Origin of the sequence: Stenotrophomonas sp. S41, from assembly GCF_016624625.1 — a bacterium.
GTDB lineage: Bacteria > Pseudomonadota > Gammaproteobacteria > Xanthomonadales > Xanthomonadaceae > Stenotrophomonas.
Genome location: NZ_JACVTV010000015.1, coordinates 14,756 through 33,113, shown reverse-complemented (window position 1 = coordinate 33,113; position 18,358 = coordinate 14,756). Strand labels below are relative to the sequence as shown.

Sequence of the window (18,358 nt, the reverse complement as noted above, 5' to 3'; positions counted from 1 at the left end):
TCAGGCGCTGGTACCGATGCGCTGCAGGCGGTAGCTGCCGTCGAGCACGCCGTTGACCCATTCCTGGTTGTCCAGGTACCAGTCGACCGTGAAGGCGATGCCCTGTTCGAAGGTGTAGGCCGGTTCCCAGCCGAGATCGTTCTTCAGCTTCGACGCATCGATCGCGTAGCGGCGGTCATGTCCGGGGCGATCGGCCACGTAGGTGATCTGGCTGCTGCGCGGCTGGCCATCCCCGCGCGGGCGGCGCGCATCGAGCAGCGCGCAGATCGCCTGCACCACTTCGATGTTCTGCTTTTCCGAATTGCCGCCGACGTTGTAGGTCTCGCCGACCTGGCCCTTGGCCAGCACGGTGCGGATCGCTTCGCAATGGTCGGTGACGAACAGCCAGTCACGCACCTGCCTGCCGTCGCCGTACACCGGCAGCGGTTCACCGGCCAGCGCCTTGGCGATCACCAGCGGAATGAGCTTTTCGGGGAAGTGGTACGGGCCGTAGTTGTTGGAGCAGTTGGTGGTCAGCACCGGCAGCCCGTAGGTGTGGTGGAACGCGCGCACCAGGTGGTCCGACGCGGCCTTGGACGCCGAGTACGGCGAATTGGGCGCATACGGGGTGGTCTCGCTGAACTTGCCGGTCTCGCCCAGGGTGCCGTACACCTCGTCGGTGGACACGTGCAGGAAGCGGAAGGCCGCGCCCTGCTCGGCCGGCAGGCCCTTCCAATGGTCGCGCACCGCTTCCAGCAGGCCCAGGGTGCCGACCACGTTGGTCTGGATGAAGGCACCGGGACCGTCGATGGAGCGGTCGACGTGGCTTTCGGCGGCGAAGTTCAGCACCGCGTCGGGCTGGTGTTCGGCCAGCAGGCGGGCCACCAGGGCGCTGTCGCCGATGTCACCCTGCACGAACACATGGCCCGGGTTGCCGTCCAGGCTGGACAGGGTCTTCAGGTTGCCGGCGTAGGTCAGCGCGTCGAGATTGACGACCTTGACGCCGCGGGCGACCGCTTCGAGAACGAAGTTACCGCCAATGAATCCGGCGCCGCCGGTGACAAGCCATGTGGGCACTACCTGTTCTCCTGTTGAGACTTCACCTCGGCCGCAAGGCCTTCCGGCAGCGGGAAAGCATACATCGGGGCCTCCCCGCGATGGCCTGCAGGCCATGAACGAGGGTAAATGCAGCCGCGGATTGCGGCGCCGCAGCAAAACCATACGCATTCGCATGGTCACCCCAAGCCAGCTAGAATCGGGGTCCCACCCCCGAACCGGTTGCTGTGCGAGGACCGGACGTTTCCCGTTACTGTGAGCCGGCCAGCGGCCGGCACTACAAGGATCGAGTACCAGATGAAAATCCTCGTCGCGTACAAGCGCGTGGTGGACTACAACGTCCGCATTCAGGTCAAGCCGGACGGTTCCGGCGTGGTCACCGATGGCGTCAAGCTGTCGCCCAACCCCTTCGATGAAATCGCCCTGGAAGAAGCCCTGCGCCTGCGCGACAAGGGCATCGCCAGCGAAGTCGTGGTCGCCACCATCGCCCCGGCTGACGCCCAGGCGCACCTGCGCAATGGCCTGGCCATGGGTGCAAACCGTGCCATTCACGTCGTTACCGACCAGGCCATCCAGCCGCTGACTGCGGCCCGTACCCTGCTCAAGCTGGTCGAGAAGGAACAGCCGGACCTGGTGATCCTCGGCAAGCAGGCCATCGACGACGATGCCAACCAGACTGGCCAGATGCTGGCCACGCTGTGGGGCCGCCCGCAGGCGACCTTCGCCAGCAAGCTGGAGATCTCGGGAGAAGCGGGCGCCGACCGCAAGGCCACGGTGACCCGTGAAGTCGACGCCGGCCTGGAAACGCTGGAAGTGGACCTGCCGGCCGTGGTCACCACCGACCTGCGCCTGAACGAACCGCGCTTCATCAAGCTGCCGGACATCATGAAGGCCAAGGCCAAGCCGCTGGAGAGCCTGCAGCTGGCCGACCTCGGCGTTGAAGCCGCCGATACCTTCAAGACCACCCAGTACGCAGCGCCGTCCAAGCGCAGCAAGGGTGTGATGGTCAAGGACGCGGCCGAACTGGTTGCCGCACTCAAGCAGAAGGGGCTGCTGTAATGAGCAAGATTCTCGTCATCGCCGAGCACCACGACGGCAAGCTCAACGCCGCCACCGCCAAGACCGTCAGCGCCGCCGCCGCCATCAGCGGTGCCAGCATCGACGTGCTGGTGCTGGCCGCCGACCCGGCCGCCGTGGCGGCTGAAGCCGCGAAGATCGCCGGCGTCGCCAAGGTCCTGACCGTGGCCAACGCCGCCAACGCACAGGCCATCGCCCAGGTGCTGGCCCCGCAGATCGCGCAGCTGGCCAAGGGCTACAGCCACGTGTTCGGCCCTTCCACCACCTTCGGCAAGGACCTGATGCCCTGCGTGGCCGCCCTGCTGGGCGTCAACCAGGTCTCCGACCTGATGGCCGTGGAAGGCAGCCACACCTTCAAGCGCCCGATCTACGCGGGCAACGCCATCATCACCGTCGAAGCCCCGAGCGACCAGATCGTGGTCGCCACCGTGCGCGCCGCATCGTGGCCGGAAGCGGCCCCGGGTGGCAGCGCCGCCGTTGAAGCGGCCAGCGTCGATGCGACCCTGCCGGCGCACACCCGCTTCGTCGGTCTCGCCGCCGGTGCCAGCGACCGCCCGGACCTGCAGAGCGCCAAGCGCGTGGTCTCCGGTGGCCGTGGCGTCGGTTCGGAAGAGAACTTCAAGGTGATCTTCCAGCTGGCCGACAAGCTCGGTGCCGCAGTGGGTGCCTCGCGCGCCGCGGTCGACGCCGGCTACGTGCCCAGCGACCTGCAGGTCGGCCAGACCGGCAAGATCATCGCGCCGGAACTGTACGTGGCCGTCGGCATCAGCGGTGCCATCCAGCACCTGACCGGCATCAAGGATGCCGGCACGATCGTGGCCATCAACAAGGACGCGGATTCGCCGATCTTCGAGATCGCCGACATCGGCCTGGTCGGCGATCTGTTCACGATCCTGCCTGAGCTGGAAACGGCGTTGGGTTGAGAGATCATCCCAAGTGCCGCGTAATCAACAACTTACGCGGCACCTCTTTTCGCATCATGGCCTGCAGGGACGCTGGCTTGGATCACCCGTCCTTGCAGTGCCTGTCGCTATAATCCGGGGTCAACCCGTGTAAGGACTGCATTGATGACGCTCCCGTGTTTCAAGGCCTATGACATCCGCGGCCGCGTTCCGGATGAACTGGATGAACGCCTTGCCCGCCGTATCGGCGCCGGCACAGCGGCGTTGCTGGGCCCGGGACCGGTGGTGGTTGGACACGACATCCGCCTGAGCAGCCCTGCCCTGCTCCAGGCCGCCATTGAAGGCCTCACCGCCAGCGGACGCGATGTCATCGACATCGGCATGTGCGGCACCGAAGAGGTCTATTTCCAGACGTTCCATCGCAAGGCGGCCGGCGGCATCATGGTCACCGCCAGCCACAACCCGATGGACTACAACGGGATGAAGCTGGTCCGCGAGGAATCCAAGCCGATCAGCGGCGATACCGGCCTGTTCGACATCCGCGATTTCGCCGCGTCCGACGCACCGCTGGGCAACGGCCACGGCACGATCACCCGTGACGCCGACAAGGCCGCCTACATCCAGCACCTTCTGGGCTACGTCGACGTGGCCAGACTGAAGCCGCTGAAGATCGTCACCAACCCCGGCAACGGCGGCGCAGGCCTGGTGATCGACGAACTGGCTCCGCACCTGCCGTTCGAGTTCATCCGCATCCAGCACGAAGCCGACGGCAGCTTCCCCAACGGCATTCCCAACCCGCTGCTGCCGGAAAACCGTGCGGCGACGCGCGACGCCGTGCGTGCCAGTGGCGCCGACTTCGGCATCGCCTGGGATGGTGACTTCGACCGCTGCTTCTTCTTCGATGCCGAAGGCAATTTCATCGAAGGCTATTACCTCGTTGGCCTGCTGGCCACCGCACTGCTGGCCCGCCAGCCGGGCGGCAAGATCATCCACGACCCGCGCCTGACGTGGAACACCGTGGAAATGGTCGAGCAGGCCGGCGGTGTGCCGATCATGAGCAAGACCGGCCATGCCTTCATCAAGGAGCGCATGCGCGCCGAAGATGCGATCTACGGCGGCGAAATGAGCGCGCACCACTACTTCCGCGAATTCGCCTACTGCGATTCCGGCATGATTCCGTGGCTGCTGATCGCGCAGCTGGTCTCCAGCACCGGCAAGTCGCTGGGCGAGCTGGTGGCGGACCGCATGAAGGCCTACCCATGCAGTGGTGAGATCAATTTCCGCGTGGATGACGCCAAGGCGACCGTCGCACGCGTGCTGGCGCACTTCGAGGCGCAGCAGCCGCAGCTGGACCGCACCGACGGTGTCAGCGCCGACTTCGCCGAATGGCGTTTCAATCTTCGTAGCTCAAACACCGAACCGCTGCTGCGCCTGAACATCGAGACCCGCGGCGATGAAACGCTGCTGCAGGACCGCATCCGCGAGCTGACCGCCCTGATTGGCGGCACGCCAGCCAATCACTGAAAAGGACCCTTTCGTATGACCCCCATCGTTCCCGTCATTCTTTCCGGCGGCTCGGGCACCCGGCTGTGGCCGCTGTCGCGCGAAGCCTACCCGAAGCAGTTCCTGCCGCTGGTCGGCGATGACACGATGCTGCAGGCGACCTGGAAGCGCGTCGCTTCCATCGCTGGCGCAGCGCCCATCGTGGTCGCCAACCAGGAACACCGCTTCATGGCGGCCGAGCAGCTGCGCGAGTGCAAGGTGCTGCCGCAGGCGCTGATTCTCGAGCCGGTCGGGCGCAACACCGCCCCGGCCATCGCCATCGCCGCACTGCAGGCCCTGGCCAACGGCAATGATGCCCTGCTGCTGGTGCTGCCGTCCGACCACGTGGTCCGCAACGAAGCGGCCTTCCACGCGGCAGTCAAGCAGGCTGCCATCGCCGCCGAAGGCGGCAAGCTGGTCACCTTCGGCATCGTGCCGACGGCACCGGAAACCGGCTACGGCTACATCAAGGCCGCTGGCGGCGAAGGCGTGCGCGCGGTCGATCGTTTCGTCGAGAAGCCCGACCTGGCCACCGCCGAGCAGTATGTGGCTTCGGGCGAGTACTTCTGGAACAGCGGCATGTTCCTGTTCAAGGCGTCGCGCTACCTGAAGGAACTGGAGACGCTGCAGCCGGCGATCCTGGCTGCATGCCGCCAGGCGCTCGACAAGGCAGCCCGCGACAACGACTTCATCCGTCTGGATGCCGATGCGTTCGCCGCCAGCCCGAACGACTCGATCGACTACGCCGTGATGGAGAAGACCGCCGATGCCGCCGTCGTCCCTCTGGATGCGGAATGGAACGACGTGGGCTCGTGGTCGGCGCTGTGGGAAGTGTCCGACAAGGACGCCGACGGCAATGCCTGCCACGGTGACGTGATCGCCCTGGACTGCAAGGACAGCTACGCCTATGGCAACCGCCTGATCGCGATGGTCGGCCTGCAGGACGTGGTCGTCGTGGAAACCGATGACGCCGTGTTCGTGGGCCACAAGGACCGCGTGCAGGACGTCAAGGAAATCGTCGGCCAGATCAAGCGTGATGGCCGCAGCGAAGCCGCCGCCCACCGCAAGGTCTACCGCCCCTGGGGCGCCTACGATTCCATCGACAACGGCGCCCGTTTCCAGGTCAAGCGCATTACCGTCAAGCCGGGCGCGACGTTGAGCCTGCAGATGCACCACCACCGTGCCGAGCACTGGATCGTGGTCAGCGGCACGGCCGAAGTGACCCGCGGCGATGAGGTGATCCTGCTGTCGGAGAACCAGAGCACCTATATCCCGCTGGGCGTGACCCATCGCCTGAAGAACCCGGGCAAGCTGCCGCTGGAACTGATCGAGGTGCAGTCGGGCAGCTATCTGGGCGAGGACGATATCGTGCGTTTTGAGGACCAGTACGGTCGTGCGGGGGGCTGATCGGTGAGTGCTTCGGGTGCCGGCCGTTCGAGGCCGTTGTGTGTTGATCTGGACGGCACCCTGCTGCGCAGCGACCTGTTGTACGAAACCTTCCTGAGGATGCTGGCACGGCAGCCCTGGATGTTGTTCCTGCTGCCGTTCTGGTTGCTGCGTGGCAAGGCCCACCTCAAGCACCAGCTCGCGGTGCACGGCGCCGGCGATCCGGCGCTGCTGCCTTACGACCCGCGCGTGATCGAATTGTTGCAAGCCAGTAGTGATCGCAGGCGGGTGCTGTGCACGGCATCCGACGCCGCTCTTGTAGAGCCGATCGCGCGTCATCTGGGCGTGTTCGACGACGTGTTCTGCAGCGATGGGCAGACCAACCTTGCTGGCCGCCACAAGGCCGACCTGCTTGTGAAGCAGTTCGGCGAACGTGGTTTCGATTACATGGGAAACGCCCAGGTCGACGTGGCCATCTGGAAGCACGCGCACTCGGCCTGGGTGGTCAATGCAGGTGCAGGCGTGGCCCGCGCCGCAGCCAACTGCTCGGAGCTGGTCGCACACTGGCCGCGCCAAGGGGGGGGGCCACGCGCCTGGCTCAAGGCGATGCGTGTCCACCAGTGGCTGAAGAACCTGCTGGTATTCGTACCATTGCTGGCCAGCCATCGTTTCCTGGAGCTGGAATCCACGCTCAACGCGGCACTCGCGTTCATCGCCTTCGGGCTCTGCGCATCCGGCGTGTACCTGTTCAATGATCTGCTGGACCTGGATTCCGACCGCCAGCATCCGCGCAAGCGCAAGCGCCCGTTTGCCTGTGGCCGGCTGGACCTGCGCTCGGGTCTGCTTGCCACCCCCGTGTTGACCCTCGCGGGCTTCCTGCTGGCGGCTGTCGTTGCGCCTGAGTTCCTGCTGGTGCTGGCCATCTACTTCTGCCTTACCCTGGCCTATTCGCTGCGGATGAAACAGGTGGTGATGATCGATGTGGTGATGCTGGCCGCGCTCTACACGATCCGCATCGTTGGCGGCGCTGCGGCGATCGACGTCACGCTGTCGTTCTGGCTGCTGACCTTCTCGATGTTCATCTTCCTCAGCCTGGCCATGCTCAAGCGTTACACCGAACTGCGCTTGACGCTGGCCAGCGGCAAGGAGAAGCCCAGCGGGCGCGGGTACCACGTCGAGGATCTGGGGCTGGTACAGGCACTGGGTACCGCATCGGGCGTGGCGTCGGTCTTGGTGCTGTGCCTCTACATCAACGCGCCGGAAAGTCAGGGTCTTTACCGGCACCCGCTGTTCCTGTGGCTGCTGTGCCCGGTCCTGCTCTACTGGATCTGCCGTACCTGGCTGCTCGCACACCGCGGACAGATGCACGACGATCCGGTCGTATTCGCAGTGAAGGATCCAGGCAGCCTGATCACAGTGCTGGTCGGTGGCCTTTCAGTACTGGCTGCGATCTGAGCTGTGCACAGCACCACCGCATCAGCGATGATCGGCCTGTCGCTCAAGTGCGGGCAATGACGGATCCACCGCTGCCAGCAGGCAGCGGTGGCGTCGCAACCCGGTGCGATCACTCGGAACGGTCGCGCTCCGCTCGATCAAGCAGCATGGCTTCCTGCAGGTCGTAGAAACGCCGCAACGGATAGGCTTCCAGCGCCCGCGCGCGCACCTCGGCGCGGCTTATCGCATCGCGGCTGGCCATCAGCTGCAACATCGATGACGCGAGTGCGGGCGCATCGCCGATCGGCACCACTTCACCATTGCCCGTATTCTGCACGATGGTGCGCACACCGGGCAGATTCGACGCGATCACCCGCGAACCGCTGAGCATCGCCTCCAGCTGCACCATGCCGAACGCCTCATAGCGGTTGACACTGGGCAGCACCAGCACGTCGAGCTGTGCATAGAATGCCTGCAGTTCCTGCTCGCTGACGCGGCCACGCACGTCTACTGCATCCCCGAGCGCGGCGATGCTGCCGTGGATGGCATCCATGATTCCGCCACCGGCAATATTGTGGGTATCTCCAACCAGCACGAGGCGGACACGGTCGCCATGCAGGGCATGTACCTGCCGGAAGGCTTCCAGCAGGACGGGCAGCCCCTTCTCGGCGACAAAGCGGCCGACGAAACCGAAGCGGAACACACCATCGGTACTCGACGGGCCATCCTGGCACGGCATCGCCTTCATCGGCGCCAGTACTTCATGCTGCTTATGGCGGATACCGGACAGCCAGGCCGAGGAGCCCGCGTAATCGTGAGTGAGCACCCCGACATCACGGGCGCGCCGCGTGGCAAGCCAGCAGGACACACGGGTCACGTTCACCGCCAGCCGGTCCAGCAATCCCCCAACCACCGCCATGTCGCACTGGTAGTTCACCACCAGCTTGCGGGCAGGCACCAGCAGTGACAGCAGGCCCGATTCAAGCATGGGCATATGCAGGTTGACCACATCATGCTGCTGCGCCAGGCGCCGGAACCAGGTTATGAACTTCCAGCTCAGGACACCCTTGTGCATGCGGGCGAAGACGGGCGCGCGTACCACGCGTACGCCGTTGAGTGTCTCTTCCACCGGCAGAGCCGCATCGTGCTGGGTGGTGAGCACAGTGACCTGGTGGCGCTGCGCAAGATCCTCGGCGAGCATGCGGGCAAACTCGGTCACCCCGCTCATGTAGGGCGTGTAATAGGTCAGGACAATCAGGATCTTCATGCTCAGCTCGCGCTCACCAGTACCACACCCAGGACGATCAGGCCGATGCCGGCCATGCGCAGCGGGCCGATATGCTCGCCCAGGAACAGCACGGCAAGCACCGGCGTCACCACGTAGGTCAGGGCGATCATCGGCTGCAGCTTGGTCAGTGGCATGTACTTGAGCAACACCACCCACGACACCAGCGGGATCATCTGCAGAATGAAACCGGTCACCAGCGGCAGGTTGAACGCAGAGTTCAGCAGGGGCAGGACACCCTCGGAGTAGCTGACACGCTCTGCGCCGACCTTCAGGAGGACGGTTCCACAGGCGCCGAGGATCACCAGGCCAAAGACGATCAGGAGTTGCATGGAAGACCTCTTGCGCCACGGCCGCAGCCCGACGCTGTTCTATGGATGAATCCGGACATTGTCACTCCGACGTTTCTGCCTGCACGCCGCAGCTGATGCGGGCGTGGGACACATTTGCAAACAGAGGCCGGGAGTCGGCTGAAAGTCCCAGCGCCTGCGGCGAGGCAACCTGCCAGTCCGGTGACAGGACGATCAATGATCTGCCATTGGCAAGCGGGAAACTGAGTTCACTCTGGTGCCCGTCGACGGTTGCTGCTTCCCCACCATTGATGGTCACATGGATTCGCCCCTGCGGTGGCGGCTGCAGAAGTCCCAGATCAACCTTCAGTCGGGCGCCTTTGCAGCTACTGGGCACGAAGGTTTCGAGACTGAAGGCACCACGGGTCCAGCAATGGTCCTGTTCGCAGGTGTGCCAGCCCGTTCCTGCCTGGGCCAGCGGCAATTGACCGGACTGCAGCGAGAACAACGCAAACGTGGCGTCTTCCAGCAGCGGTGCTGTACCCGGTTGAAGGGCTGACCCGGTACCGGACTGCTTGAGTACCAGCAGCCAGTCGGGCGATTCGGCACCGCGCAGGCTGTCATTGAGCAGCGCATCGCTGTAACCCTCGGAAACGTCGCCACGATCAGCAATGCGAGCCCGTACCCCGCGCCGATGCAGCTCAAGCACAGCGAAATCCTGCTTGACGTATCGCTCGGGACCACTGACGCCGGATGTGTCGATGACGACCTCATCTCCCTTCTGCGGCAGCCGGATCGCATTGGAGAAGGCGTGGGTGATACCCGAAGTGACATGCGAAACGAGGATCGGTCGCGAACGCAGCCCGTAGGCGGCCGACATCGCCCCCAGCATCGCCATCAGCAGCATCACTACCGCGAGGCGGCCTCGCCGACGCGAATGGCGCAGCAGAAGCCAGGCCAACAGCGCGACCCACGCCGGCCCGAGCACCTGTACCAGCTTGTGCTCGCCGTACTGGTAGCCGTGGCTCTGCACATAGGCGACCAACACCATGCTTGCCCCGAGCAGGCCGACATAGAACCGCCAGCGCCCTTCGCGGATGGAAAGCCAGGCGGTGGATGCCATCAGCACCAGGCCAAGCATGACCGCTTCCGGATTCACGGCTGGCTCTGCAGTCATCAGCAGGCCAGCAAAGGGCGCGGATAGCCACCACCCCCAGAAGGGCTGCTGGATGTACCAGCTGGGCCACGCCGACTGTGCGACGATGCCACTGACCTGCGCATAGGACGCGATCAGTTCAGGCAGCATGCGGTTGAGTACGATCGCGCAGGCCAGCATCGCCAGCACACCGCCAAACAGAAAGACGCGCCAGGAACGCAACCACATGGCCGTCACCACCACAGCCAGAGCGACGACCATGCAGGCGTGCACCGCTGCTTCGCCGTAAGCCATACCCGTGCAGCCTGCGGCCGCACCCAGCATCAACCACTTCGCGCCCAGCGAGCGCATCGGCGTCAGTGCCCACAGCACGATCATCATCAGCAACGCGCCGGCCATCGCCGTACCGATGTTTTCGTTGACCACCGAAAGCATCATGCCGGTACCCAGCATGCACAGCACCGCCAGCAGCAGTGCAACTGCGGTGCCGCGCGGCCACCGGCGCGTGCCACCAAAGCTGCCCGCCATCGAGGGCAGCATTCCAAGCACCGGGAACAGAACCGCAGTTCCGATCATCGCCCGCACCTGGTTGGGCCCCGCCTCCGGCACGAAGCTGGATGCCAGTGCCAGCAGGCTGTATGCACCGTTGCGCTGCACGATGCAGCCTTTGCCGATGAACTGCATTCCCTGACCACATTGCCCCAGCACCCATTCCCGGGCCACCGTGGCCTGCTCGACCCACAGCGGGTGCTGCATGGCCCACTTGGCACCGCCGTAAAAGAACACCAGATCATGATTGGTGCCTTCAAGCATCCAGAGATGGCGGGACGCAAACGCCAAGTTCCACCATGCGACAACCAGAACGCCCGCCAGCAGACTGATCGTGAACGCCCAGATCGATGCGTGGGCCAGCGGATCGCCGCATCCACGGCGAAGGGCCACCACTGCACCCACGGCCCCGCTGATCAGGAAGCAAGTGAAAACAACGTAGCCCGGCAGCCACGCGTTGGCATTCATCAGCAAGGCCAGTACGCATACGCTCGCAAGCAGCAACGTCTGGATTGGCCCGATACGCCGCAGGTACGGGCTCAGGCGGCTGCCGGCAGCGGCCAGCAGCGTCGAGCTGCCGATGACAGCAAGACACATCGCCACTACCGGCGCAATCAGTTGCCAGACAAAATTCACTGCGTGTTCTCCCTGCACTGAAGGCGGGATCCACCGAAGCGGATCACACTCTTATTCAGGCCTTCGCGTCAGCCTGATACATCCAACGAAGCGTCTCGCCCAGATCGAAGTCCGGCAACGACCCGACCGCAACGCGCAGCTTGCTGTTGTCACCGCGCAGCGACTTGACCTCGTTGGCACGGACGAAGGCGGGATTCACTTTCACTTCGATGTCACGGCCAGAAATGCCGCGCATGCGCTCGATGACCTCATGCAGCGAATGCTCCTGACCGGAGCAGACGTTGTAGGTCTGGGCAGTGCCCGGCATTGCGAGCAAGCCCTCATAGGCGGCGGCCACGCCCCGTACGTCATTGAAATCGCGGGAGACGTCGGTGTTGCCAAGCTCGATCACCTCGGCACCACGACGGAAGTGCGCCACGATCTTCGGGATCAGGAATTTGTCATCCTGGCCCACGCCGGTGTAGTTGAATGGTCGCACCACGGTCAGTGCAAGCCGATCGGTCCACAACGCAGCCATGGCCTCCATCGCCATCTTGCTGACCGCATAGTCGTTCTGCGGCGAAAGCGGTGCGTGCTCGTCGAGCACGCCGGACGCGTTGCCATACACGTTGGCACTGCTGGCCAGCAGCACATTGGCCGGCGTCTCATCCAGAGAGGCCAGCGCTTCCAGCAGATTACGCGTACCCACCACGTTGACGCGGTAGATCTCGTCCGCATCACCGTGGGCGACGAACGAGATCGCAGCGAGGTGGACGACGCGTTGCGGGCGCACCTTGGCGATGTGCTGCTTGAGAGCGGACCGGTCAAGCAGATTCACCGACGCCGCGCTCTCGCTGGAATGCAGGTCGTGCACTTCGCAGCCTGCAGCGCGCAGGCGCTCGATCACGTAGCGCCCGGTGAAGCCGGACGCGCCCGTGACCAGCACACGCTGGCCTGACAACTCAGAACGAGAAGCCACGCTCGTTCCTCTTGAGATCCGCCTCGACCATCATCTGGCACAGCTGCTCCAGCGAGGTCTGCGGCTTCCAGCCAAGGATGCGCTCTGCCTTTTCCGGATTGCCGATCAGCAGATCGACTTCGGCCGGGCGATGGAACTTCGCGTTGATGCGCATCACGGTCTTGCCGCTGGCGGTGTCGATCGCGACTTCATCGATGTCCTTGCCCTTGAACTCCACGTCGATGCCGGCACCCTTGAACGCCATGCTGACGAAGTCGCGCACGGTTTCGGTACGGTTGGTGGCAAGCACGAAGGTATCGGGCTGGTCAGCCTGCAGCATGCGCCACATGCCTTCCACGTATTCCTTGGCGAAGCCCCAGTCACGCTTGGCGTCGAGGTTGCCCAGTTCCAGCACATCCAGCTGGCCCAGCTTGATCTTCGCCACCGAGTCGGTGATCTTGCGGGTCACGAACTCGCGACCACGCAGCGGGCTTTCGTGGTTGAACAGAATGCCGCTGGAACCAAAGATGTCGTAGCTCTCGCGGTAGTTCACCGTGATCCAGTGCGCGTAGAGCTTGGCCACGCCGTACGGGCTGCGCGGGTAGAACGGGGTGTCCTCCACCTGCGGCACGGCCTGCACCTTGCCGAACATTTCCGAAGTCGATGCCTGGTAGAAGCGGATCTTCGGATTGACCAGACGGATCGCTTCCAGCAGGTTCAGCGCCCCCACGCCGGTGATCTGCGCGGTGGTGGTCGGCTGGTCGAAGCTGACGCCAACGAAGCTCTGCGCAGCCAGGTTGTAGATCTCGTCCGGCTGGATCTTCTGGACCATCGCCAGCGAGGTACCCAGATCGGTCAGGTCATACTCGACCAGATGCAGGTTCGGATGATTGGTCACGCCCAGCTCGTCCAGACGCCAGAAGTTGACCGAGCTGGTGCGGCGGTAGGTGCCATGGACTTCGTAGCCCTTGGCCAGCAGCAGTTCGGTCAGGTAGGCGCCGTCCTGCCCCGTGATACCCGTGATGATTGCCTTCTTCTTCATTGCTTGGTTCTTCCGCTAATCAAGTGTTGGGGGAGTTCGGCTCGAGGGGGCGCTGCCGCAGGAGCTGGCGACTGATCGTTTCCAGACGTCGCGCAAGCACAGGATACCTGTGTTCGGAACGCCATTGTTCGGCCCGTTGCTGGGTCCTGGCGACCTCAGCATCGCCATTGCGCACTGCAACAAGCAAGGCCTCCAGCCCCTCCGCCAACGCCTCCGGCGTGGTGCCCGGCAGGCGATGGACCACATCACCGACGTCGTCAAAAATGGCCAAAGGCGTCACGGCGACAGGCTTTCCGGATGCCAGCCCGTAGCGGACCGCACCACTGGCCGATTCGCCGGTGCCCTGGTATGGGAACACCACCACGTCGGCCTTGACCAGCTCGGCCATGCTTTCCTGGTCGCGCAGGAACCCGGTGACCATCCGCACGCGCGACTGCAGGCCCGCGCGGGCGATGCGGTCGACCGCCTGTCCGATCTGCTCGGCCGACACGGGCACGGGGTACTCGGCGTTGACCATGACCAGCTCCACATCCACGCCGCGGGCAACCATCAGGCCCACGGCATCGATCAGCTCCAGCAGCCCCTTGTGGGGCAGGAAGAAGCCATAGGACGCGATGCGCAGGCGCGAGGTGGCAGCACGCTCGGGAATCTCGGCCGGTTCCATGATGCCGTGCGGGAACATGGCCGTATTGCGTTCCACGCCCAACCGCTTCAAACGGTTGAGGTCGTGGATGGAGTGGACCAGCACGCGGTCACAGCCCGCCAGTGCATCGGCAATGAAGCGCAGCTGCTTCCTGGGGTTCTCCTTGGCGTCAACGGTCGCGTGCATCATCACGATCACCACGCGCCCGGCCTGCTTCTGTCGCTTCAGGAACACGGCGAACGCCGGGAAGTCGAAGAAGGCGTACTGGAACTGGATGACCAGCGTGTCCAGACGCAGGCGGTCAATCTCCGCCTCCAGGCGTTGGAGCTGTTCACCCTCGCCCTGCGCCCAGCAGCGGGTGACTTCGGCGCCGTCCTGGAACGTGCGGTCCTCCGCTTCAGCCGCAAGGATGGCGACGGGGGTGCTGCCACCCGCCACCAGGTTGCTGGCATAGGTGGCTACGCCGCAGCGCGTGTTCCAGCTGGTGATCCAGCCGGTGCGCGCAACCGGCAGCACCGGCTCGGCAGCGAAGTCGCGCACGTTCTGCTCCAGTCGCGCGGCCGCATCGGACCAGCGGAAATTCCGGCGCAGCAGGCGCTTGGCGGCGTCGGTACGCAGCCGCACCACCAGCGGATCACTCCCGTGAACCTCGCGCATGGCCTTGGCCAGCGCCTCCACGTCAGGCTCGGCCCACACCGAGTTGTGCAGGTGGAAATGAGTCTGCGCGCGGACGAACTGGTAGTCGACCAGCCACGCCGTCTGCGGCGTGCAGAAATCCAGCTGGCCGCCCCACGCCGTGGTGATCACCGGCAGGTCCATCAGCATCGCCTCGGCCATCGGCAGGCCGAAGCCTTCTGCCCTGCTGGGCGCCACCAGCGCGTTGCAGGCGCTGTAAAGATGCTTGAGCTGGGCGTCGCTGATGTCACCTTCGATGATATGCACGTCCGGATAGTCCGGCTTGGCGGCGCGCGCAGCGGCCAGCCAGGCATGAACCTCGTTGTGCGGATTTGCGAAGGTCTTGATGACCATGCAGACGTCATCGGATCGACTGAAGGCCTTGCCATACGCGTCCAGCATCGCGTCCACGCCCTTGCGCGGGAAGCAGGAGGAGACATGCAGGAAACGGAACCCATGACCGGGCACCGGGTAGCTGGGATCGGCCGCTACCTCATCCCAATGGTCCACACCGCTGCCACACGTACCCAGTGGCGTGGACACGCCGCTGTCGATCATGATCTTCCGTACGTGCTCGGAGAGGCAGGAAATGCCCTGCAACGTATCGTTGAAGTCCTCCACCCACGGCTGCGGGAAACCGCTTTCTTCCCAAGCATAGGCATGCAGGAGATTGACGCGCGAAGCGACGTCGGCCACCCGCGGCGGGTACAGCAGGCGACTGGTGACATCGGCCGTGGCCGCCGGCAGGGACTTCACCGCTTCGTGCAACGCGGCCACGCGGGGGTTGTCCGCCAGGAATGTCGGCGACGGTTCGAAATCACCGGGGCCTTCGGTGGAATGCAGGCCCACGCGGTGACCGCGTGCGGCCAGCGCCTCGGCAAGGCAACGATTGACCAGCGCCAGGCTGTAGCTGCTGTCGAACGGGCCCTCGACGCGCCATGAAAGCGCTGCCGGCAGCTCGCCGCCGCGGGCCACCGCCTCATTGTCGGCCGTCCCGGCGGCAATCATGACCGCTGCCTGCTGGATCTGCTCGTCGCCCACGTCGCCATCAAGCGCACCGATCGATTCGACGATTCGACGATAGCCCGCCTCCAGCGATGCGGCCGAAGCCGGCCAGCTGCGCGTCCTGCGAGGGCGTCCTGCGGCAACCGACTCCATCGACGACAACGCCGTGAGGGCGGTGGCATCCCACGAGAACCGTGCTGCCTGGGTCGGCGCGAATGCCCGAAGTTCCGCGGCAAAGTCTGCATCCTCCAGCACCCGGCGGATGGACGCGGCGATCATTGCCGGATCGCGGGGATCGAACAGCGCGTCCTTGCGGCCGATGACCTCCGGCACGCTGGTGGTATTGGAACCGATGGTGGGTGCACCGCAGGCCATTGCTTCCAGCGCCGGCAGGCCGAACCCCTCATGCAGGGACGGGAATACGTACACACCGGCACCGCTGTACAACGCAATCAACTCGTCGTCAGTGATGAAACCGGTGTAGACCACCTGGTTGGAGATTCCAAGCTGCGCTGCAGTCGCATCGAACCTGCGCCGATCAATCTCCGAGACCTTGCCTGCGATCACCAGCTGGGTATTGCCGAGGATGGCATCACCCAGCATCGCAAAGGCCTTCAACAGGCCCTCGGCGTTCTTGCGCGGCTCCATCGCACCGCTGTACATCACGTAGCGGCCGTGGATGCCGAAGCGCGACACGAGCATCGCGCGCTCGACCTCGCCCATCTGGCGGGGCTGGAAGTGCGGCGAGATGGCCGAGGACATGTTGACCACACGCGCGGGGTCCAGCGACAGCGCTCCCAGCGCTTCTTCGCGTGCGTGCTGGGAGATCGACAGCAGCAGGTCGGCGCGCTTGAGCGACTCCACCTTGTCCATGTACCACGAGCGCACCCAGTCGGATGCCAGGTAGGCATCGGGGTTCAGCAGCGGAATCAGGTCGTACAGGGTCACCGCCGTCGCCGGGCGTGGACCGGGCAGCTTGCCGATCGAGTTGACCGCACCGCCCTGCGCGCCTTCGAACAGGCTGGAGACGTGCACGAAATCAGGTTGCAGGCCGTCGAGGAACCCTTCCCACATCAGCTCGGAAGCGTTGCGGGTCCATGCATGGTCCGGGTTGGGCCAGCCCACGGCATCGAAGGTGTTGAACTGGCGGATGCGCTGGGCGGGCACCAGTCCGTCCATCGCCGCGTGGATCTCACCAATGCCACCCGGGAAAGTGCCATTGACCGCTATCCAGATCTCATGGTCGCCCGCATTGCGCGCCATCGCCTGGGCCAGCGACGTGGAATAGCGGCCGATACCGCGGAAGCGGCTCTCGGTCTGCGCACCCTGCAGATCAATCAGTACTCTCATTGCGTCGCCTTTGCATTCCGGGTTTGCTTCAGATCAGCGAGCACGCGTGTGGCCCGCTTGTCCAGATAGACGACATCGTGGTCGCGCTCCTTGCCCTCCAGCACGGCAAGGCGCTGGCGCTCCATCTCGAACAACTGCTCGTGCACCGCAAGGGCATACAGGCGGTTGTAGAGGAAGGGAATGCGTGCGACCACCGGCTTGGTGATCCGACGCAGGCCGGGCGAGGCAACGGCGAGCTTCAACAGCCGCAGCGTGGCCGGCCGCACCGCTCGCTTCATCCGACCCAACGCACTTGCCGAGAGCCGGTTGCGGACGGCACGGAAGGGACGCGTCAGCTGCCACGACCGGCTGCGTTTCATTGCGTCCAGCTCGGCCAACAGGTGCTCGTGGGCCAGCCACCAGCGATGGGCCTCATGCTGTCCGGCGGTGATCTGCTTCGCCAGGGCGCCCAGTTCACGCTCGGATTCTTCCGCAGCAGTGGCCAGCACCGCGCGGTGTTCGGCGAGGATGCGATGCTGCGAATCGACCATGGCGTTCATCGCGCGCGCATGTTCATTGCGCTGGCGCTCCATGTCGGCGGCACCCGCCTGCAGTTCGGACTGCAGCTGGGTGCATCGCTGCTGCGCCTCGGCCACCTGCGCCTCCAGCGCGGCACGCTGCGCGTCGGTATCGGCCTGCAGCTGGCTGTAGTGGGTATTGACCAGGCCGCAGAACTGCGAATTCGAACTGAGCCAGAAGTCGTCGAATACATTGGGCCCGGACGCGAACGCGGCCTTCAGTTCAGGGTGCTCGTCGCTGACATAGAAGCGATTGAGACCGTCGAAATAGACGAACTGATAGCCGTGTGCAAGGACCGCCGGCTCCCATGCCGAGTGGACCTGCTCCGGACTGAGCGGACGCGTGCTCTCGATGACAAGCAGCCAGGGCCGTGGGCCGCCGCGCTTCCAGCCGTCGATCACCAGCGCCTCGGCACCTTCGACGTCGATCTTGAGCCAGTGCACGGGCGTGTCGCTGATCTGGTCCAGCACGGTATCCAGGGTCACGGCAGGCACGCGGACATCACTGACCTGGAACCCCTGCTCGCGGTACTGCGCGGCCATGGCCGCATCCGTGGTGCTCAGGCCGGTATCGGCGATGCTGAAGAACTGCAGGATGCCAGGGCGATCACCGACGGCAACCTGCAGCACCACTTCATCGGGGCGGCGCTCGCGCAGCAGGTTGGCGTACTGCGGGGTTGGCTCCACGTGCACGCCACGCCAGCCCTGCTCATAGAACAGGCGGCTCACCGAATCGGTATCGGGGCTCTGTGCACCCACGTCGACATAGCAGCCGTTGCGGACGTGCGACAGCGCGCGCCAAAGCATCACGTCTTCGAAATTCTGCGCGTAGGAAATCAATCTGGACATGGTCGTGG

Annotated in this window: 13 protein-coding genes; 5 read left to right on the top strand and 8 right to left on the bottom strand. The window is 64.7% G+C overall.

Going from position 1 to position 18,358, the window contains the following annotated elements:
* Positions 1-1,056, bottom strand: a complete 1,056-nt coding sequence (gene rfbB / locus IAE56_RS05480; RefSeq protein ID WP_200751780.1) for a dTDP-glucose 4,6-dehydratase — start codon at positions 1,054-1,056, stop codon at positions 1-3.
* A 276-nt stretch (positions 1,057-1,332) separates the two neighbouring features.
* On the opposite strand from rfbB, the gene IAE56_RS05475 reads away from it, so the two are divergent.
* The 5 genes from IAE56_RS05475 to IAE56_RS05455 all read left to right on the top strand — a co-directional run bounded on the left by IAE56_RS05475 (position 1,333) and on the right by IAE56_RS05455 (position 7,397).
* Positions 1,333-2,094 carry an electron transfer flavoprotein subunit beta/FixA family protein gene (locus tag IAE56_RS05475; RefSeq protein ID WP_200751779.1) on the top strand — a complete coding sequence of 254 codons (762 nt, stop codon included), beginning with the start codon at positions 1,333-1,335 and terminating at the stop codon, positions 2,092-2,094.
* On the top strand, positions 2,094-3,035 hold the full coding sequence (locus tag IAE56_RS05470) for an electron transfer flavoprotein subunit alpha/FixB family protein (RefSeq protein ID WP_200751778.1): 942 nt from the start codon (positions 2,094-2,096) through the stop codon (positions 3,033-3,035). Before IAE56_RS05475 ends, IAE56_RS05470 begins: the two co-directional genes overlap by 1 nt.
* A 144-nt stretch (positions 3,036-3,179) precedes the next feature.
* A complete protein-coding gene (locus tag IAE56_RS05465; protein WP_325167167.1) occupies positions 3,180-4,538 on the top strand; it encodes a phosphomannomutase in 1,359 nt (452 codons plus the stop codon).
* A 15-nt stretch (positions 4,539-4,553) separates the two neighbouring features.
* Complete coding sequence (locus tag IAE56_RS05460) at positions 4,554-5,963, top strand: mannose-1-phosphate guanylyltransferase/mannose-6-phosphate isomerase (RefSeq protein ID WP_200751776.1); 1,410 nt, start codon at positions 4,554-4,556, stop codon at positions 5,961-5,963.
* Between the two features lie 3 nt (positions 5,964-5,966).
* Positions 5,967-7,397, top strand: a complete 1,431-nt coding sequence (locus tag IAE56_RS05455) for a UbiA family prenyltransferase (RefSeq protein ID WP_200751775.1) — start codon at positions 5,967-5,969, stop codon at positions 7,395-7,397.
* Between the two features lie 109 nt (positions 7,398-7,506).
* On the opposite strand, the gene IAE56_RS05450 is transcribed toward IAE56_RS05455, so the two are convergent.
* The 7 genes from IAE56_RS05450 to IAE56_RS05420 all read right to left on the bottom strand — a co-directional run bounded on the left by IAE56_RS05450 (position 7,507) and on the right by IAE56_RS05420 (position 18,350).
* On the bottom strand, positions 7,507-8,643 hold the full coding sequence (locus tag IAE56_RS05450; protein ID WP_200751774.1) for a glycosyltransferase family 4 protein: 1,137 nt from the start codon (positions 8,641-8,643) through the stop codon (positions 7,507-7,509).
* 2 nt (positions 8,644-8,645) lie between these two features.
* A complete protein-coding gene (locus IAE56_RS05445) occupies positions 8,646-8,993 on the bottom strand; it encodes an EamA family transporter (RefSeq protein WP_200751773.1) in 348 nt (115 codons plus the stop codon).
* Between the two features lie 61 nt (positions 8,994-9,054).
* Complete coding sequence (locus tag IAE56_RS05440) at positions 9,055-11,292, bottom strand: hypothetical protein (protein ID WP_200751772.1); 2,238 nt, start codon at positions 11,290-11,292, stop codon at positions 9,055-9,057.
* A gap of 55 nt (positions 11,293-11,347) precedes the next feature.
* The gene (locus tag IAE56_RS05435) at positions 11,348-12,250 is read right to left on the bottom strand and encodes a GDP-mannose 4,6-dehydratase (RefSeq protein WP_200751771.1); all 903 of its coding nucleotides are present in this window, start codon (positions 12,248-12,250) and stop codon (positions 11,348-11,350) included.
* Positions 12,234-13,271: a GDP-mannose 4,6-dehydratase gene (gmd, locus tag IAE56_RS05430; RefSeq protein WP_200751770.1), complete on the bottom strand. Its 1,038-nt coding sequence runs from the start codon at positions 13,269-13,271 to the stop codon at positions 12,234-12,236. The genes IAE56_RS05435 and gmd overlap by 17 nt, the downstream gene beginning before the upstream one ends.
* Before the next feature lie 19 nt (positions 13,272-13,290).
* The gene (locus IAE56_RS05425) at positions 13,291-16,944 is read right to left on the bottom strand and encodes a glycosyltransferase (RefSeq protein ID WP_200751769.1); all 3,654 of its coding nucleotides are present in this window, start codon (positions 16,942-16,944) and stop codon (positions 13,291-13,293) included.
* The gene (locus tag IAE56_RS05420; RefSeq protein ID WP_200751768.1) at positions 16,941-18,350 is read right to left on the bottom strand and encodes an FkbM family methyltransferase; all 1,410 of its coding nucleotides are present in this window, start codon (positions 18,348-18,350) and stop codon (positions 16,941-16,943) included. The genes IAE56_RS05425 and IAE56_RS05420 overlap by 4 nt, the downstream gene beginning before the upstream one ends.
* Positions 18,351-18,358 lie beyond the last annotated feature (8 nt).

What these genes read in the sequence shown, in the direction of transcription:
- IAE56_RS05475 (WP_200751779.1), top strand. Translation starts at nt 1,333, where the DNA reads ATGAAAATCCTCGTCGCGTACAAGCGCGTGGTGGACTACAACGTCCGC.
- IAE56_RS05470 (WP_200751778.1), top strand. Translation starts at nt 2,094, where the DNA reads ATGAGCAAGATTCTCGTCATCGCCGAGCACCACGACGGCAAGCTCAAC.
- IAE56_RS05465 (WP_325167167.1), top strand. Translation starts at nt 3,180, where the DNA reads ATGACGCTCCCGTGTTTCAAGGCCTATGACATCCGCGGCCGCGTTCCG.
- IAE56_RS05460 (WP_200751776.1), top strand. Translation starts at nt 4,554, where the DNA reads ATGACCCCCATCGTTCCCGTCATTCTTTCCGGCGGCTCGGGCACCCGG.
- IAE56_RS05450 (WP_200751774.1), bottom strand. Translation starts at nt 8,643, where the DNA reads ATGAAGATCCTGATTGTCCTGACCTATTACACGCCCTACATGAGCGGG.
- IAE56_RS05445 (WP_200751773.1), bottom strand. Translation starts at nt 8,993, where the DNA reads ATGCAACTCCTGATCGTCTTTGGCCTGGTGATCCTCGGCGCCTGTGGA.
- gmd (WP_200751770.1), bottom strand. Translation starts at nt 13,271, where the DNA reads ATGAAGAAGAAGGCAATCATCACGGGTATCACGGGGCAGGACGGCGCC.
- IAE56_RS05425 (WP_200751769.1), bottom strand. Translation starts at nt 16,944, where the DNA reads ATGAGAGTACTGATTGATCTGCAGGGTGCGCAGACCGAGAGCCGCTTC.
- IAE56_RS05420 (WP_200751768.1), bottom strand. Translation starts at nt 18,350, where the DNA reads ATGTCCAGATTGATTTCCTACGCGCAGAATTTCGAAGACGTGATGCTT.